This is a genomic window from Stenotrophomonas sp. YJH_SMC_130, assembly GCF_059369035.1.
Map to the genome: position 1 here is coordinate 69,854 of NZ_JCAFSH010000008.1, position 15,070 is coordinate 84,923.

Here is a 15,070-nt window from a genome sequence, read left to right on the forward strand (position 1 = left end):
GGTTACGGCGGGCGAAGGGGGGAGGGCTGGCCGTTCAGGCCAGCGGCTGCCGGCTGACCGTAGCGCCGGCATATGACGCCCGGAAATGACCAGATACCTTTCTTAAACAACCTTTGGTTATAAGCTGGTGACGGCAATTGACCCTAGAGTGGACTTCCGCCCCATGCCGCCTGCCTGCCCATGACGCTGACCCAGCTGCGCTACCTGGTAGCCATCGCCGACGCCGAGCTGAACATCACGCTGGCCGCCTCGCGCGTGCACGCCACCCAGCCCGGCCTGTCCAAGCAGCTCAAGCAGCTGGAGGACGAGCTCGGCTTCCTGTTGTTCGTGCGCAAGGGGCGCAGCCTGGAGTCGGTTACCCCGGCCGGAACCGAAGTCATCGCGCGTGCCCGCGCGGTGCTGGCCGAAGCCAACAACATCCGTACGTACGCGGCAAACCAGCGGCGCGAAAGCCAGGGCCAGCTGATCCTGACCACCACGCACACCCAGGCGCGCTTCGTGTTGCCGCCGGCGGTGGCGGCGATCAAGCAGGCCTATCCGCAGGTCAGCGTGCACCTGCAGCAGGCCGGTGAAACCGACGCGCTGGACCGCTTGAACCAGGGTGACGCCGATATCGCCATCATCAGCACCGCAGGCGGTGAGCCAACCGATGGCATCGCAGTGCCGCTGTTCCGCTGGCGACGCCTGGTGGTGGTACCCAAGGGCCACCCGTTGGACCGCGCCGGCCGCGCACCGGACCTGGCCGCGCTGGCCCGCCAGCCGCTGATCAGCTACGAATCCTCAACCCGACCGAACTCATCCCTGCAACGCGCCTTCGCCACCAATGGGCTGGTGCCCGACCTGGCGCTGACCGCGCTCGATGCCGACCTGATCAAGACCTACGTGCGCACGGGGCTGGGCGTAGGCCTGCTGGCCGAGATGGCGGTCAGTTCCAATGACGAAGACCTGAGGTCGTGGCCGGCGCCGGATCCGATCAGCGAGTGCATCGCCTGGGCGGTGCTGCCGCGCGACCGCGTGCTGCGTGATTACGCGCTGGAGCTGGTGCACGTGCTGGCACCGCAGATTGATCCGCGCGACCTGCGCAGGGTGCTGGATGGCAACCAGGCCGCAGCGTGGCCGGTGCCCCCGACGTGGGAATCATTGACCCAGACCATCACGGTGTGAGGGGTTGGTCGAGCAGGGCTTGCAGCCCTGCACCCGCCGAATCAATGGCAACAGCCGAAGCAACAGCAACAGCTGGCTTCCGTGGGGGGCGGGGCGGTGTGGGCAGGCAGGACACGCCTTAAACCCATCCTTGGGGGCTCGATGGCGCCATCCATGGCGCCAACGGTCCTGCCTGCCCACACCGCCCCGCCTCTGACAGATCCCGATGGCTGTTGGTAGGTGTCGACCTTGGTCGACACAGTAGATCCACGCCATGCGTGGATGCTTTTCGATTCCAATTCGAAATATTCGATTCCGATGGAGATTCATCCACGCATGGCGTGGATCTCCTGCAGATCGCGGGAAGCTGTCGAAGGCGGGGTGGGTCCGGTTGCGGGGGCGTGAGCCGCATGGGCCCGAGGCATGCCTCGGGCGGGTTGGGCAGGACGCCCAACCCCGGTCTTGCCGTGTGCGCAGGACAGCGCACACGAGCAAGCGGCGACCGAGCCTACATGGACGTATTTACGGCGTCCCCCGCAACCGGACCCACCCCGCCTACCTACAGGAAGCCCGCTTTTGCTTCGGCTGTTGCTGTTGCTCCAGCTCGCAGCGGGTGCAGGGCGCAGCCCTGCCGATAAACCCCCTCCTGCGACGGTTCGTCGCACAGGGCAACCCTGGACCTGCCTCTACACTGGCGCGGTGACCCGCCTGTCCCGCCCGCAGCGCCTTCTGCTCCAGCTCGCCGTCCTGGCGACGCTGCTGATGGTGCTTGCGCCACTGGTCAGCCGCGCGCTGCAGGCGCCGCCGATGGACCACGCGGCGATGGCAGGCATGGACCACGCGGCCATGGGACATGACATGCACGACATGACCATGGCCGGGCACGACCCGCATGGCGCTTCGCAGGCAGCACCCAACCGCCCGGCCGACCCCCACGCCATGCACGGCGAAGCCTGCGAATACTGCGTGCTGGCCATGCGCCTGCTGCCGTGGCTGGCGGTGCTGGTGCTGCTGTTGCCGTTGCTGTGGCGGCCGCGGCTGGTATTCCCGTGGTCGCAACAGGTGCTGCCGGCACTGCGTTGGCCGGCGCACGCCGCACGTGGGCCACCGCGCCCCGCCATCGTCCGCTGATGTCCCTATCGAATCTGCCGCACGACGCCTGACCGGGCGCCGTGCGCGCGTGCGTACTTTGGAGCTGTTCCGATGAAAATGACTTCCCGCCCCGCGGGCGCCTGCGCGCGCCTGCCGGTTGCCCTTGGCCTGGCCGTGGCTGCAACGCTGGTCCACGCCGCGCCTGCCGAAGAGGCGCGCACTCTCGACACGCTGGTGGTCACCGCCGCCGCGCCTTCGTCGCCACTGCACTGGGTGACCGATCCACGCCTGCCACGGCAGCCGGTTCCGGCCAGTGACGGCGCCGATTACCTGAAGACCGTCCCCGGCTTCTCCGCCATCCGCAATGGCGGCACCAACGGCGACCCGGTGCTGCGCGGCATGTTCGGTTCGCGCCTGAACATCCTCAGCAACGATGGCAACCTGATCGGTGCCTGCCCGTCGCGCATGGACAACCCGCTGTCCTACATCGCACCGGAGAGCTTCGACCGGCTGACCATCATCAAGGGCCCGCAGAGCGTGCGCTGGGGGGCAGGTGCCTCGGCCGGCACCGTGCGCTTCGAACGCGATACACCGCGCTTCGAGGAACCGGGCCTGCGTGCCGATGCCAGCGCGCTGGTCGGTTCGCGCAACCGCAACGACCAGGTGCTGGACCTGACCCTGGGCAATCCGACCGGCTATGTGCGCGCCAGCGGCAACCGTTCCGAAGCCGATGACTACAAGGACGGCCACGGCGATGTGGTGCCATCGAAGTGGCGCAAGTGGAACGGTGACGTGGCCATCGGCTGGACGCCGGATGCCGACACGCTGCTGGAAATCTCCGCCGGTGCCGGCGATGCCATCGCGCGCTACGCCGGGCGCGGCATGGACGGTGCTGCGTTCGAACGCACCAGTTATGCCGCGCGCTTCGAGAAGCGCAACCTGCCCGGTGCGTGGGACACGCTGCAGGCCAACGTGTACTACAACGAGGCCGACCACGTGATGGACAACTACACGCTGCGCACGCCGAATCCCAACAGCATGATGCCGATGCCGATGGCGTCGAACGTGGACCGCCGTACCCAGGGCGGCCGGGTCAGTTCCGAGTGGGGCTGGCAGGACGTGCAACTGGTGGCGGGTGTGGACGGCGAAGACAGCCGCCATCGTGGCCGCATGGGCATGGGCCGCGACACCTACCGCCAGGCCGCCTGGGAGACCGATGCCAACTTCCGCCGCTATGGCGTGTTCACCGAGTTGACCCTCGGCGCCGGCACCGACCAGCGCTGGATCAGCGGCCTGCGCATCGATCGCGCCAGCGTGCGTGATGAGCGGCAGTCCATCCGTGGAATGATGGGCAGCCGGCCCAACCCAACGGCCGGCGAGAAGCGCAAGGCGTGGCTCGGCAGTGGCTTCCTGCGCTACGAGCAGGACCTGGCCGATGGCCTGACCTGGTACGCCGGGCTCGGTCACAGTGAGCGCATGCCCGACTACTGGGAGCTGTTCTCGCCCAACCATGGCCCGGCCGGTGCAGTGAACGCGTTCACCGGCGTGCAGCCCGAGCGCACCACCCAGCTCGACGTCGGCCTGCAGTACAAGGGACCGCGCGTGCAGGCCTGGGTCTCGGCCTATGCCGGGCAGATCCAGGACTACATCCTGTTCACCTACCACGGCAGCGGCATGATGGGCATGAGCCAGGCCAGCAACGTCGAGGCGCGCATTGCCGGTGCCGAGGCCGGGTTGGAAGTGAGCCTGGCCGAGCAGTGGAAGCTGGGCGGCACGCTGGCCTATGCCTGGGGAGAGAACCGCGACCAGCGGCGTCCGCTGCCGCAGATGCCGCCGCTGGAAGCGCGCCTGAGTGCGAACTGGGAGGGCCAGCGCTGGAGCGCCGGTGCGCTGCTGCGTGCGGTGACCCATCAGCATCGTGTCGCAGATGGACAGGGCAACGTGGTCGCGCAGGACCTCGGGCCGAGCGCTGGATTTGCCACCTTCGCGCTCAATGCGGCGTACCGTTTCAGTTCGCAGCTGCAGCTCAGCGCCGGCGTCGACAACCTGTTCGACCGCGCCTACAGCGAGCACCTGAACCTGGCCGGCAGCACCGACTTCGGCTTCCCGGCCGACCCGGTGCGCTTCAACGAGCCGGGGCGCAGCGTGTGGATGAAGTTGAACTACCGGTATTGATCCGCCGAGGATAAAAAAACGGGGCCGGATCCCCGCCAGGATCCGTCCCCGCCCGACGCCCTCGGTCGGGCAGGTTCGACTCTACGATGACGGCCGCGGTGGTGCACCACTGGATACACCCCGACACACGCCGACACTGCCCACGGCAGCCTTGCACGGAACGGGTTCAAGGCGCTATCGCAGCCTTGGTTCCACGCCGGTAAACGCTTGGCACATACCGCTTTTATGGGCACTTGCCTACACTCGGCGGCCGTGGATCAATCAGGACCGTTCATGTTGGCTCGTATCGCTTCGACCCTGGCCCTCGGCCTCAGCCTGGCCGTGCTGGCCGGGTGCGCAGGCAAACAGGAGGCCGCCGCACGTCGGCAGGGCGAAGCGGTGCCGGTCACCGCGCAGGTCGTGCAGCCCACGCAGTGGAACGACACCCTGCAGGCACTGGGCACGGCCAAGGCGCGCGAGTCGATCAGCGTCACTGCCAAAGTCAGCGAGATCGTCGAGAAAGTGCACTTCGAGAGCGGCCAGCACATTGCTGCCGGTGCGCCGATCGTGACGCTGCGCGGGCAGGCCCAGGAAGCCGCACTGGTGCAGGCGCAGGCCACCTTCCATGAAGCCGATCAGCTGTACAAGCGCCAGCGCGAACTGGCCGCCCAGCGTCTGGTCTCCAGCGCCACGCTGGATACGCAGAAGTCGATCCGCGACGCCGCCGAGGCACGCGTGATGCAGATGCAGGCAGACATTGGTGACCGACGCGTGCGCGCGCCCTTTGCCGGTGTGCTCGGCATCCGCCAGGTCAGCCCGGGATCGCTGCTGACCCCGACCACGGTCATCACCACGCTCGACGACATCGAGCACATGCATGTCGATTTCCAGGTGCCGGAAGTGGAGCTGGCTGCGCTGGGTGTTGGTGACAAGGTCAGTGCCACCAGCGTGGCCTGGCCGGGCCGCACCTTCGAGGGCGTGGTCAGCACCATCGATGCGCGCATCGATCCGGCCACCCGTGCAGTGACCGTGCGCGCCGATTTCGCCAATGGCGACCATGCATTGCGCCCGGGCATGCTGCTGGACGTGCGCCTGTTCCGCCCCGAGCGCCCGGCGCTGGTGGTCCCGGAAATCGCCGTGGTACAGGTTGGCCGCGATACCTTCGTGTACCGCATCAAGGCCGACGACAGTGTCGAGCGGGTGGACGTGGCCACCGGCGCGCGCCGTGCCGGCGTGGTCGAGATCCGGCAGGGCCTGGAAGCGGGCCAGCGCATCGTGGTCGATGGCACCGGCAAGCTGCGCCCGGGCCTGAAGGTTGCTGCGAAGGACGCCGCACCGGCCTCCGGCGCCAAACCAGCTGACGCGCCGGCGCCGGTCGCGGCCGAGGGCCACGGCGGATGAAGCTGTCCGACATCTCCATCCAGCGGCCGGTGTTCGCCGTCGTGATGAGCCTGTTGCTGCTGGTGCTGGGCGTGATGTCCTTCACCCGCCTGACCCTGCGCGAGCTGCCCGCCATCGACCCTCCGATCGTCTCGGTGTCGGTGGACTACACCGGCGCGTCGGCGGCGGTCATCGAAAGCCGCATCACCCAGGTGCTGGAAGATGCGCTGGCCGGCATCGAAGGCATCGATACGATCAACGCGCGCAGCACCAACGGCCGCTCGCAGGTCAGCATCGAGTTCACCTCCAACCGTGATATCGAAGCGGCGGCCAACGACGTGCGCGATGCGGTCAGCCGTGTCGCCGACCGCATGCCGGAAGAGGCGCGGCCACCAGAGATTGCCAAGGTCGAGAGCGATGCCGACCCGATCATCTGGTTCAACATGGTGTCCTCGACCATGGACACGCTGGAGCTGAGCGACTACGCCGACCGCTACGTGGTTGATCGTTTCTCCAGCCTCGATGGCGTGGCCCAGGTCCGCATCGGCGGCCGCCAGCGCTATGCGATGCGGATCTGGCTGGACCGTGACCAGCTGGCCGCGCGTGGGCTGACCACCGGCGACGTGGAAACCGCACTGCGCAACGAGAACGTGGAGCTGCCGGCCGGCCGCATCGAGTCGACCGACCGCGATTTCACCCTGCGCGTGGAACGCAACTACATCAAGCCCGAGGATTTCGCGACCATCCCGCTGGGCAAGGGCCGCGACGGCTACGTGGTGCGCATGGGCGACGTGGCGAAGATCGAGCTGGCCTCGGCCGAACGCCGCGCGTACTACCGCAGCAACGGCGAGCCCGGCATCGGCCTGGGCATCGTCAAGACCTCCACCGCCAACTCGCTGGACGTGGCACGCACGGCGCGCGCCGAGGCCGAGCGGGTGGCGCTGACCCTGCCCAAGGGCACGCAGATCTTCGTCGCCTTCGACAACACCACCTTCATCGAAGCTGCAGTGGACCGCGTCTACGCCACCCTGGTGGAAGCGATGATCCTGGTGCTGGCGGTGATCTGGCTGTTCCTCGGCAGCTTCCGCGCCGCGTTGATTCCGGCGGTGACGGTGCCGGTCTGCCTGGTGGCGGCGTTCATCGCGCTGTATGCGTTCGACTTCTCGATCAACCTGCTGACCCTGCTGGCGCTGGTGCTGTGCATCGGCCTGGTGGTGGACGATGCGATCGTGGTGGTGGAAAACGTGCAGCGCCGCATCGACCTGGGCGAGCCACCGCTGGTGGCCTCCAAGCGCGGCACCGCGCAGGTCGCCTTCGCGGTGATCGCCACCACTGCCGTGCTGGTGGCGGTGTTCCTGCCGGTCGGCTTCCTGGAGGGCAACACCGGGCGACTGTTCCGCGAACTGGCCGTGGCGCTGGCCGCTGCCGTGGCGTTGTCCGCGTTCGTTGCGCTCACACTGACGCCGATGATGGCTTCCAAGCTGCTCAAGCCGCATACCGGGCAGGCCCCGCGAGGCCTGCACGGCTTCATCAACCGCAACCTGGAACGCCTTGCGGGTGCCTATGGGCGAGTGCTCGATCACCATGTCGACCGCACCTGGATCTACCTGCTGGTGATGGTGGCTGCGCTGGCCGCCAGCTGGGGCCTGCTCAAGCTGCTGCCGTCGGAACTGGCGCCAGCCGAAGACCGTGGTTCGTTCCAGATCATGATCGACGGCCCGGAAGGCGCCGGCTACGACTACACCGTGCAGCAGGTGCAGCAGGTGGAAGCGCTGCTGGCACCGCATGTCGGCCCGGACAAGCCGATCGTGCGTGCCAACCCCCGCGTGCCGGGCGGCTGGGGCGCCAGCGAGGAAATGCATACCGGCCGCGTCAGCATCTTCCTGCAGCCGTGGCGCCAGCGCAGCGAGGGTACGCCCGAAGTCGCCAACGAACTGCAGAAGGAACTGGATACCATCCGCGGCGTGCGCGTACGCACGCAGGTGGGTGGTGGCCTGGTGCGCAGCGGCGGCCAACCGTTCCAGATCGTGCTGGGCGGCCCGGAATATGCCGAGATCGCGCAGTGGCGCGACCGCATCCTGCTGCGCATGGCCGACAATCCCGGCCTGGTCGGCCCCGATTCCGATTACAAGGAAACCCGGCCGCAGATGCGGGTGAACATTGACCGCCAGCGTGCGGCCGATCTCGGCGTGCCGGTCACCGCGATCGGTTCGGCGCTGGAAACCATGATGGGCTCGCGTCGCGTCACCACCTTCGTCGACAACGGCGAGGAGTACGACGTGCTGGTGCAGGCCGGTCGCGATGGTCGCGCCAGCCCGGCCGACCTGGCCGCGATCCGCGTGCGCGCCAACTCCGGCGAGCTGGTGCCGCTGTCCAACCTGGTCACGCTGAGTGAAGTGGCCGAGGCCGGCACCCTGAACCGCTTCAACCGACTGCGCTCGATCACCATCAGTGCCGGCCTGGCGCCGGGCTATCCGCTGGGCGAGGCCATCGCCTGGGCACAGAACGTAGCCCAGGAAGAGCTGCCGCAGTACGCACAGGTGAACTGGAAGGGCGAATCGCGCGAGTACCAGAGCGCCGGCGGCGCGGTGCTATTGACCTTCGCGATGGCGCTGCTGGTGGTGTACCTGGTGCTGGCCGCGCAGTTCGAGAGCTTCATCCATCCGCTCACCATCATGCTGACCGTGCCGCTGGGCGTACTCGGCGCGCTGGTCGGGTTGTGGGTGAGTGGCGGTACGGTGAACCTGTTCAGCCAGATCGGCATCGTGATGCTGGTCGGCCTTGCCGCGAAGAACGGCATCCTCATCGTCGAATTCGCCAACCAGCTGCGCGACGATGGGCGCAGCGTGCGCGAGGCGATCATCGAGTCGGCGATGGTGCGTCTGCGCCCGATCCTGATGACCTCGATCGCCACCGTGGTCGGCGCGATCCCGCTGGTGGTCGCCGGTGGTCCTGGTTCGGCCAGCCGTGGCACGATCGGCATCGTGATCATTTTCGGCGTGACTCTTTCGACGTTCCTGTCGCTGTTCGTGGTGCCGGCGTTCTACGCGCGGCTGGCGCCGTACACTCGTTCGCCGGAAGCGGTGAAGCGCGAACTGGAGAAGCAGGAAGCGGAATCGCCGTCGGTGGGCGGGCATGCCTGACCCGCGCGCCGACGGGGGCGGCCCAGGGGGCGGATCCCTTTCCGGAACGGAAAGGGCTCTGACCCCGCCACTACAGGGTGACGGTTTCCAGCTGCGCCCCTGGCGCCCGGATGACCTGGACTCCCTGCTGCGCCACGCCAACGACGCCGAGGTATCGCGCGGTCTGCGCGACCGCTTCCCTTACCCGTACACGCGCGGGGATGGCGAGGCCTTCCTCGCCGGCCGCGTGCTGGCTCCCGGCACCCTGAACCTGGCCATCGAGATCGACGGCCAGGCCTGCGGCAGCGTCGGTGCCCAACCGGGCGTGGCCGAGCGTGGGCATACCGCCGAACTGGGTTACTGGCTGGGCCGGGCCTATTGGGGGCAGGGCCTGATGACCCGCGTGGTCGGCCTGTTCGCCCCGTGGGTGATGGATGAGCTGCGCCTGTTCAGGCTGCAGGCGACCGTGGTCGACTTCAACCTCGGCTCGGCCCGGGTGCTGGAGAAGAACGGCTTCCAGGAAGAAGGCGTGGAGCGTTGCGCGGTCTACAAGCGCGGCGTGTTGCACGACCTGCGCCGTTTCGCCCGGGTGCGCACGCAGCTGCCCTGAACGCGCGGGCGGGCCGCTGTAGCGCCGAGCCCATGCTCGGCTGCCCTCGGGGGGGCCGAGCATGGGCTCGGCTCTACAAGACAGCGCTACCGCAGCGGCCTGCGATCAGGGAGAATCGACCGGTCCCCTCCAGCCGACGGGACGTCCTTACAACCCGCCGACTGGAGAGAGCGCGCGTGGAAGCAACCGTACACTTCATCAACAGCATCATCTGGAGCAAGGCATTGATCTTCGTGTGCCTGGGCGCCGGCCTGTTCTTCAGCCTGCGCACCCGCTTCATGCAGATCCGTGGCTTCTTCGAGATGTGCCGCCTCACCGTCAGGGGTGAGAAATCCGACGCCGGTGTGTCCTCGTTCCAGGCGCTGGCCATGTCGATGGCCGGCCGCATGGGCATCGGCAACATCGCTGGCGTGGCCACCGCCATCGCCTTCGGCGGTCCCGGTGCGATCTTCTGGATGTGGGTGATGGGCTTCCTTGGCGCATCCACCTCGTACGTCGAATGCACCCTGGCGCAGATCTACAAGACCAAGGACGCCGAAGGCCGCTACCGCGGTGGCCCGGCGTACTACATCGAAAAGGCCATGGGCCTGAAGTGGTATGCGCTGGCCTTCGCCGTCGCCACGATCATCGCCGCAGGCTTCCTGATGCCGGGCGTGCAGGCCAACGCCATCGCCGACAGCATCATCAACGCCTGCCGTGGCACCGCGCTGTGCGGTCCGCTCGATGGCCAGGCTTTCGGCATGGAATCGGTGCAGGCGCTGAAGCTGGGGATCGGCATCGTGGTGGCGCTGCTGCTGGGCGTGGTCATCTTCGGTGGCGTCAAGCGCATCGCCAACTTCGCCGAAGTGGTGGTGCCGTTCATGGCCGCCGGTTTCATCCTGATGGCCATCATCATCATGATCATCAACTACGACCGCGTGCCGGAAATGTTCGGCATCATCTTCAAGAGTGCCTTCGGTACGCATGCCGCATTCGGCGCCATGATGGGCCTGGCGGTGGAGTGGGGCATCAAGCGCGGCATCTACGCGAACGAAGCCGGCCAGGGCTCGGGCCCGCACGCTGCGGCCGCCTCGGAAGTCTCGCACCCGGCCAAGCAGGGTTACGTGCAGGCCTTCGCGATCTACTTCGACACCATGATGGTGTGCACCGCCACCGCGTTCCTGATCCTGGCCAGCGGCACCTACAACGTGTACTCGCCGGTGGAGGGCGCCGCGCCGATCTTCCAGGGCCTGGCCGGCATTCCGGAAGGCGCCGGTTACGCGCAGGCCGGCGTGGAAGCGGTGCTGCCGGGCTGGGGTTCGGCGTTCGTATCGGTGGCCATCTTCTTCTTCGCCTTCACCACCATCATGGCGTACTACTACATGGCCGAGACCAACCTCAGCTATGTCAACCACAACAGGAAGCGGCCGCTGACCGTGCTGCTGCTGCGCCTGGGCATCATCGGCATGGTGGTGTTCGGCGCGTTCCACAATGCCACCCTGGCCTGGGCGCTGGGCGACATCGGCGTCGGCCTGATGGCCTGGCTGAACATCATCGCCATCCTCATCATCCAGAAGCCGGCGATGCTGGCCCTGCGTGACTACGAACGACAGAAGAAGCTGGGCCTGGATCCGGTGTTCGACCCTGATGCCCTGGGCATCAAGAACGCCGATTTCTGGCGCCAGCGCAAGCAGGAGAGTGTGTAAGTGAACAACCCTTGGAACAACCGCCGCCCGTCCGCCCGTCCGCCGCGCGCAACGCCGTTGCCGCGCCCGGAGGTGCCGGCAACGGGCGGTGGTGGGCGCGGTGGCAGCGATGAGCTGCGTCTGTACGGCCTGAATGCCGTGCTGGCTGCGTTCGAAGCGCGACCGCAGGCGCTGCGCAAGCTGTACCTGCTGGAAGCACGCATTCCGCGCCTGCAGCCGCTGTTGAAGTGGTGCGTGGCCAACCGCGTGGGCTACCGCGTGGTCGAGGATGGCGATCTGAACAAGCTGGCCGGCACCACCCACCACGAAGGCGTGGTGGCCGACATGCTGCGCGCCCCGGCACTGCCGCTGGCGCAGTGGCTGCAGCAGGTCGGTGACGGCCCGGCGCTGGCGCTGTGGCTGGATGGTGTGGGCAACCCGCACAACCTCGGCGCGATCCTGCGCTCGGCCGCGCATTTCGGTGCCAAGGCGCTGCTGTTGCCGGCCGGCAGCACGCTGGCCCTGTCCGGCGCCGCCGCGCGCGTGGCCGAAGGCGGTGCCGAAGCGGTGCCGCTGGTGCAGCTGCCGGAGACCGCTCAGGCAATGGCGCAACTGCGCGCAGCCGGTTTCGGCCTGGCCGCGACCCTGGTCGAGGGCGGGGATGACGTGTTCCGCGCGTCCCTGCCGGAGCGGCTGGTGTACGTGATGGGCGCCGAAGGCGAGGGCATGGACCGCAGCCTGGCGGGTGCGTGCGACCTGCAGGTCTCGATTCCCGGCAGCGGCGCCGTGGAGAGCCTGAATGTGGCCTCGGCCACGGCGGTACTGCTGGCGCAATGGGCCAGTCGCCGCGATTGAACCCTTTGGGCGGGGTCAGAGCCCTCGCCCCGCGAGGACTCTGACGCTGCCGGATTCCGGTCCAGAACCCGCCGTGGTGGGTGCGAACCTTGGTTCGCACCGCTCCTGCCGCTGCGCTCGCCGAGCATGGCCCGACGCTACAGCATCATTCGTTCGGCGGCGTGGTCGCCTTGGCCTCGCTGCCGAAGCTGCCATCCGCTTCTGCCGCCAGATACGCGAACACGGTGTAAGCGGCCACGTTCTGCGCCAGGGCCTTCGGATCGATCTTGTCCAGCGTGTCGTCGGCGGTGTGGTGCAGGTGGAAGTAATCCGAGCCATCCTGCGCCAGCCACGCCCACGCACCACCCTTGGCTGCCAGTGGGCCGACGTCCGGGCCCGGGCCACCCTTGTCGGCCTGGTACTCGATGCCCAGCGGCTTCATCACTTCGGCAATCTGCTTCGTCGCTTCGCGTGAGCCTTCCGGATTCGGCGAACCGGTATTGAAGGCGTAGATGCGGCCCGCGCCGAAGTCGCTCTCGGCGGCCAGCTGGTGCAGGGCCACGTCCTTCGCGTGCGCTTCGGCGTAGGCCTTGCCGCCATACAGGCCCTGTTCCTCGTTGGCGAAGGCGACTACGCGGATGGTGCGCTTCGGTGCCTGCTTGAGCTGGCCGATCAGGTGGCCGGCGGCCATGGTGATGCCCACGCCCGCGCCGTCATCCACCGCGCCGGTGCCCAGGTCCCACGAATCCAGGTGACCACCGATCACCACCACTTCCTTCGGCAGGCTGCGGCCGGTGATCTCGCCGATCACGTTGTAGGAGGTGGCGGTGCCGTCCCAACCGCAATCCAGTGCCACCTTCACCGTGGTGCTGCCACGCGCCAGCAGGCGGGCCAGCTGGTCGGCATCGGGCACCGACAGCGCGGCCGACGGCACTGGGGTCAGGCCCTCATCGAAACGGGTAATGCCGGTGTGGGGCACGCGATGCGAGTCGGTACCGGCCGAGCGCATCAGGAAACCGACCGCGCCCTTGCGGATCGCTTCGGACGGCCCCTTGCTGCGGATCGCACCGCCGCGGCCGTAATCGCGGCCATCGCGGAACGGCAGCATCTGGTAATCGACGAAGGCGATCTTGCCCTTCAGCGAACCCGCCGGTGCGGCCTGCAGCGCGGCCAGGTCGGCGAAGCGCACCACTTCAGCTTCGACGGTGCCACCCGGGCTGCCGCCCAGTGCGGTGATCTGCAGCGGCTGCGGATTCTTGCCGGTCACGGCGGCGTGTTCACTGCGCCGCTCCCACTTCGGGAATGTCACCGGCTCCTTCCACACCTTGTCGAAGCCCAGGGCCTTGAACTTGGCTTCGGCCCAGGCCACGGCACGGGCATCGGCTTCGCCGCCGGCAATGCGCGGGCCGATCTCGGTGGTGAGCGACTCGACCACCTTCCAGCCGGTGTCATCGGCCAGCGCCTGGTCGCGCAGCTGCGCGGCGGTGGCCAGCGACGCCGGGGGCAGGGTAGTGGTGTGCGGCGCCGCGAAGGCCGGGGCGGCCAGCAGGGCGAGGGAGGATGCGATGGCAAGGACGCGGCGACGCATGGACAACTCCGGGAAGGGACCTAAGCCTTGGAGCTTAACAGTCGTTCAGCCCGGCGCATGGGCGGGAGGTCATGGCTGGCGCGAACGCTGTTTTCCGCCATGACCGGCAAAGCGAAAGCCCCGCCGGGGCGGGGCTTTCGCCTGCTTCTGTAGAGCCGAGCCAATGCTCGGCTGCCTTTTGCAGATCAGCCGAGCGTGGGCTCGGCTCTACAGGTGGGAGGGGCGCCCATAGGCGCCCGATACCTTACTTCTTCAGGCTGTCGCGGATCTCGCGCAGCAGCACCACTTCTTCGGCCGGCGCCGCCGGGGCAGCTTCCTTCTTGCGAGACAGCCGGTTGATCGCCTTGACCACGATGAAGATCGCGAAAGCCACGATCACGAACTGGATGACGGTGTTGATGAAGTCGCCGTAGCCAACCACCACCGCCGGGATCTCCTTGCCATCCGGTCCGAGCCGGGCTGGCGACAACGTCCAGGCCAGGCTGGAGAAATCCACGCGCCCGATCAGGTAGCCCAGCGGCGGCATGATGATCTTCTCGACCAGCGCCGTCACGATCTTGCCGAAGGCCGCGCCGATCACCACGCCGACGGCGAGGTCGATGACGTTGCCGCGCATGGCGAATTCCTTGAACTCGGTGAGCATTCCCATTGTTGTTTTTCTCCGGTGGGGAAGTGGACAGCGCGCAGGGTAGCGCAGGTGATGTCAGCCGGCGATCACGCCGTGGCGCTCGGCCACGTTTTCCAGGCGGGCACTGAAACGGTCGCCGGGCTTCAGCGCAGCCACCCCGGACGGGGTGCCCATGAACACCAGGTCGCCGGCACGCAGCTGCCACAGCTTGGACAGCTCATGCAGGATCTCCGGCACGTTCCAGATCATCTGGTCGAGCAGTGCCTGCTGGCGCACTTCGCCGTTGACCTCCAGCGACAGGTTCAGCGCGGCCAGGTCGCCGACTTCCTCGGCGTGGACGATTTCGCTGATCGGCGCGGAGGCGTCGAAGCCCTTGGCCGCGTCCCACGGGTGGCCCTTGTCCTTGGCCGCGGCCTGCAGGTCGCGGCGGGTCAGGTCCAGGCCGACGGCGTAACCATAGACCAGCGCATCGGCGTCGGCCACGGCCAGCTCGCCTGCGGGCGCGTCGCGGCCGATCGCCACCACCAGTTCCACTTCGTGGTGCAGGTTGGCGGTTGCCGGCGGATAGGGGACGACATCGTCGTGGCCGACCACGATGGCGTCAGCCGGCTTGCTGAAGAACATCGGGCGGCCGCGGTCATCGGCCGCCGGCACCGCCGCGCCCATTTCGCGGGCGTGGTCGGCGAAATTGCGGCCGACGCAGTAGATGCGGTGCACGGGGAAGCTGCCGCCACCGGCTACCGGTACACGCGGCAGGGCTACGGCAGGGATCACATCGGAGACATCGGACATGCGGGCATCCAGGAAGGGCGTGCCCGCAGTCTAGAACGCATGGCGCCCGCCGTCAGCGGGCGC

At 67.8% G+C, this 15,070-nt stretch carries 11 protein-coding genes; 8 read left to right on the forward strand and 3 right to left on the reverse strand.

The features are described from left to right. Positions 1-180 precede the first annotated feature (180 nt). The 8 genes from AC5P5V_RS11815 (at position 181) to AC5P5V_RS11850 (ending at position 12,020) form a co-directional block, all read left to right on the forward strand. Positions 181-1,164 carry a LysR family transcriptional regulator gene (locus AC5P5V_RS11815; RefSeq protein WP_061479313.1) on the forward strand — a complete coding sequence of 328 codons (984 nt, stop codon included), beginning with the start codon at positions 181-183 and terminating at the stop codon, positions 1,162-1,164. Between the two features lie 678 nt (positions 1,165-1,842). Beyond that, entirely contained in the window at positions 1,843-2,274 is a 432-nt protein-coding gene (locus tag AC5P5V_RS11820) for a DUF2946 domain-containing protein (RefSeq protein ID WP_061479312.1), read from the forward strand. A gap of 72 nt (positions 2,275-2,346) precedes the next feature. Continuing rightward, positions 2,347-4,410, forward strand: a complete 2,064-nt coding sequence (locus AC5P5V_RS11825) for a TonB-dependent copper receptor (RefSeq protein ID WP_231352271.1) — start codon at positions 2,347-2,349, stop codon at positions 4,408-4,410. A gap of 273 nt (positions 4,411-4,683) precedes the next feature. Further along, entirely contained in the window at positions 4,684-5,790 is a 1,107-nt protein-coding gene (locus AC5P5V_RS11830; RefSeq protein ID WP_134968096.1) for an efflux RND transporter periplasmic adaptor subunit, read from the forward strand. Continuing rightward, entirely contained in the window at positions 5,787-8,912 is a 3,126-nt protein-coding gene (locus AC5P5V_RS11835; protein ID WP_005418827.1) for an efflux RND transporter permease subunit, read from the forward strand. The genes AC5P5V_RS11830 and AC5P5V_RS11835 overlap by 4 nt, the downstream gene beginning before the upstream one ends. Continuing rightward, the gene (locus AC5P5V_RS11840) at positions 8,905-9,501 is read left to right on the forward strand and encodes a GNAT family N-acetyltransferase (RefSeq protein ID WP_134968097.1); all 597 of its coding nucleotides are present in this window, start codon (positions 8,905-8,907) and stop codon (positions 9,499-9,501) included. The genes AC5P5V_RS11835 and AC5P5V_RS11840 overlap by 8 nt, the downstream gene beginning before the upstream one ends. A 176-nt stretch (positions 9,502-9,677) precedes the next feature. Then, positions 9,678-11,186, forward strand: a complete 1,509-nt coding sequence (locus AC5P5V_RS11845; RefSeq protein WP_061479307.1) for an alanine/glycine:cation symporter family protein — start codon at positions 9,678-9,680, stop codon at positions 11,184-11,186. After that, positions 11,187-12,020, forward strand: a complete 834-nt coding sequence (locus AC5P5V_RS11850; RefSeq protein ID WP_231352270.1) for a TrmH family RNA methyltransferase — start codon at positions 11,187-11,189, stop codon at positions 12,018-12,020. A 145-nt stretch (positions 12,021-12,165) separates the two neighbouring features. On the opposite strand, the gene AC5P5V_RS11855 is transcribed toward AC5P5V_RS11850, so the two are convergent. The 3 genes from AC5P5V_RS11855 to AC5P5V_RS11865 all read right to left on the reverse strand — a co-directional run bounded on the left by AC5P5V_RS11855 (position 12,166) and on the right by AC5P5V_RS11865 (position 15,007). Beyond that, entirely contained in the window at positions 12,166-13,587 is a 1,422-nt protein-coding gene (locus AC5P5V_RS11855) for a M28 family peptidase (RefSeq protein ID WP_061479305.1), read from the reverse strand. A gap of 244 nt (positions 13,588-13,831) precedes the next feature. After that, complete coding sequence (gene mscL, locus AC5P5V_RS11860; RefSeq protein WP_005418809.1) at positions 13,832-14,236, reverse strand: large-conductance mechanosensitive channel protein MscL; 405 nt, start codon at positions 14,234-14,236, stop codon at positions 13,832-13,834. Between the two features lie 54 nt (positions 14,237-14,290). Continuing rightward, positions 14,291-15,007 (reverse strand): fumarylacetoacetate hydrolase family protein, encoded by a 717-nt coding sequence (locus AC5P5V_RS11865; protein WP_061479304.1) that lies wholly within the window; start codon positions 15,005-15,007, stop codon positions 14,291-14,293. Between the last annotated feature and the right edge of the window lie 63 nt (positions 15,008-15,070).

Coding starts and splice junctions, on each gene's coding strand:
- AC5P5V_RS11825 (WP_231352271.1), top strand. CDS start 2,347: ATGAAAATGACTTCCCGCCCCGCGGGCGCCTGCGCGCGCCTGCCGGTT.
- AC5P5V_RS11815 (WP_061479313.1), top strand. CDS start 181: ATGACGCTGACCCAGCTGCGCTACCTGGTAGCCATCGCCGACGCCGAG.
- AC5P5V_RS11865 (WP_061479304.1), bottom strand. CDS start 15,007: ATGTCCGATGTCTCCGATGTGATCCCTGCCGTAGCCCTGCCGCGTGTA.
- AC5P5V_RS11855 (WP_061479305.1), bottom strand. CDS start 13,587: ATGCGTCGCCGCGTCCTTGCCATCGCATCCTCCCTCGCCCTGCTGGCC.
- AC5P5V_RS11840 (WP_134968097.1), top strand. CDS start 8,905: ATGCCTGACCCGCGCGCCGACGGGGGCGGCCCAGGGGGCGGATCCCTT.
- AC5P5V_RS11830 (WP_134968096.1), top strand. CDS start 4,684: ATGTTGGCTCGTATCGCTTCGACCCTGGCCCTCGGCCTCAGCCTGGCC.
- mscL (WP_005418809.1), bottom strand. CDS start 14,236: ATGGGAATGCTCACCGAGTTCAAGGAATTCGCCATGCGCGGCAACGTC.
- AC5P5V_RS11835 (WP_005418827.1), top strand. CDS start 5,787: ATGAAGCTGTCCGACATCTCCATCCAGCGGCCGGTGTTCGCCGTCGTG.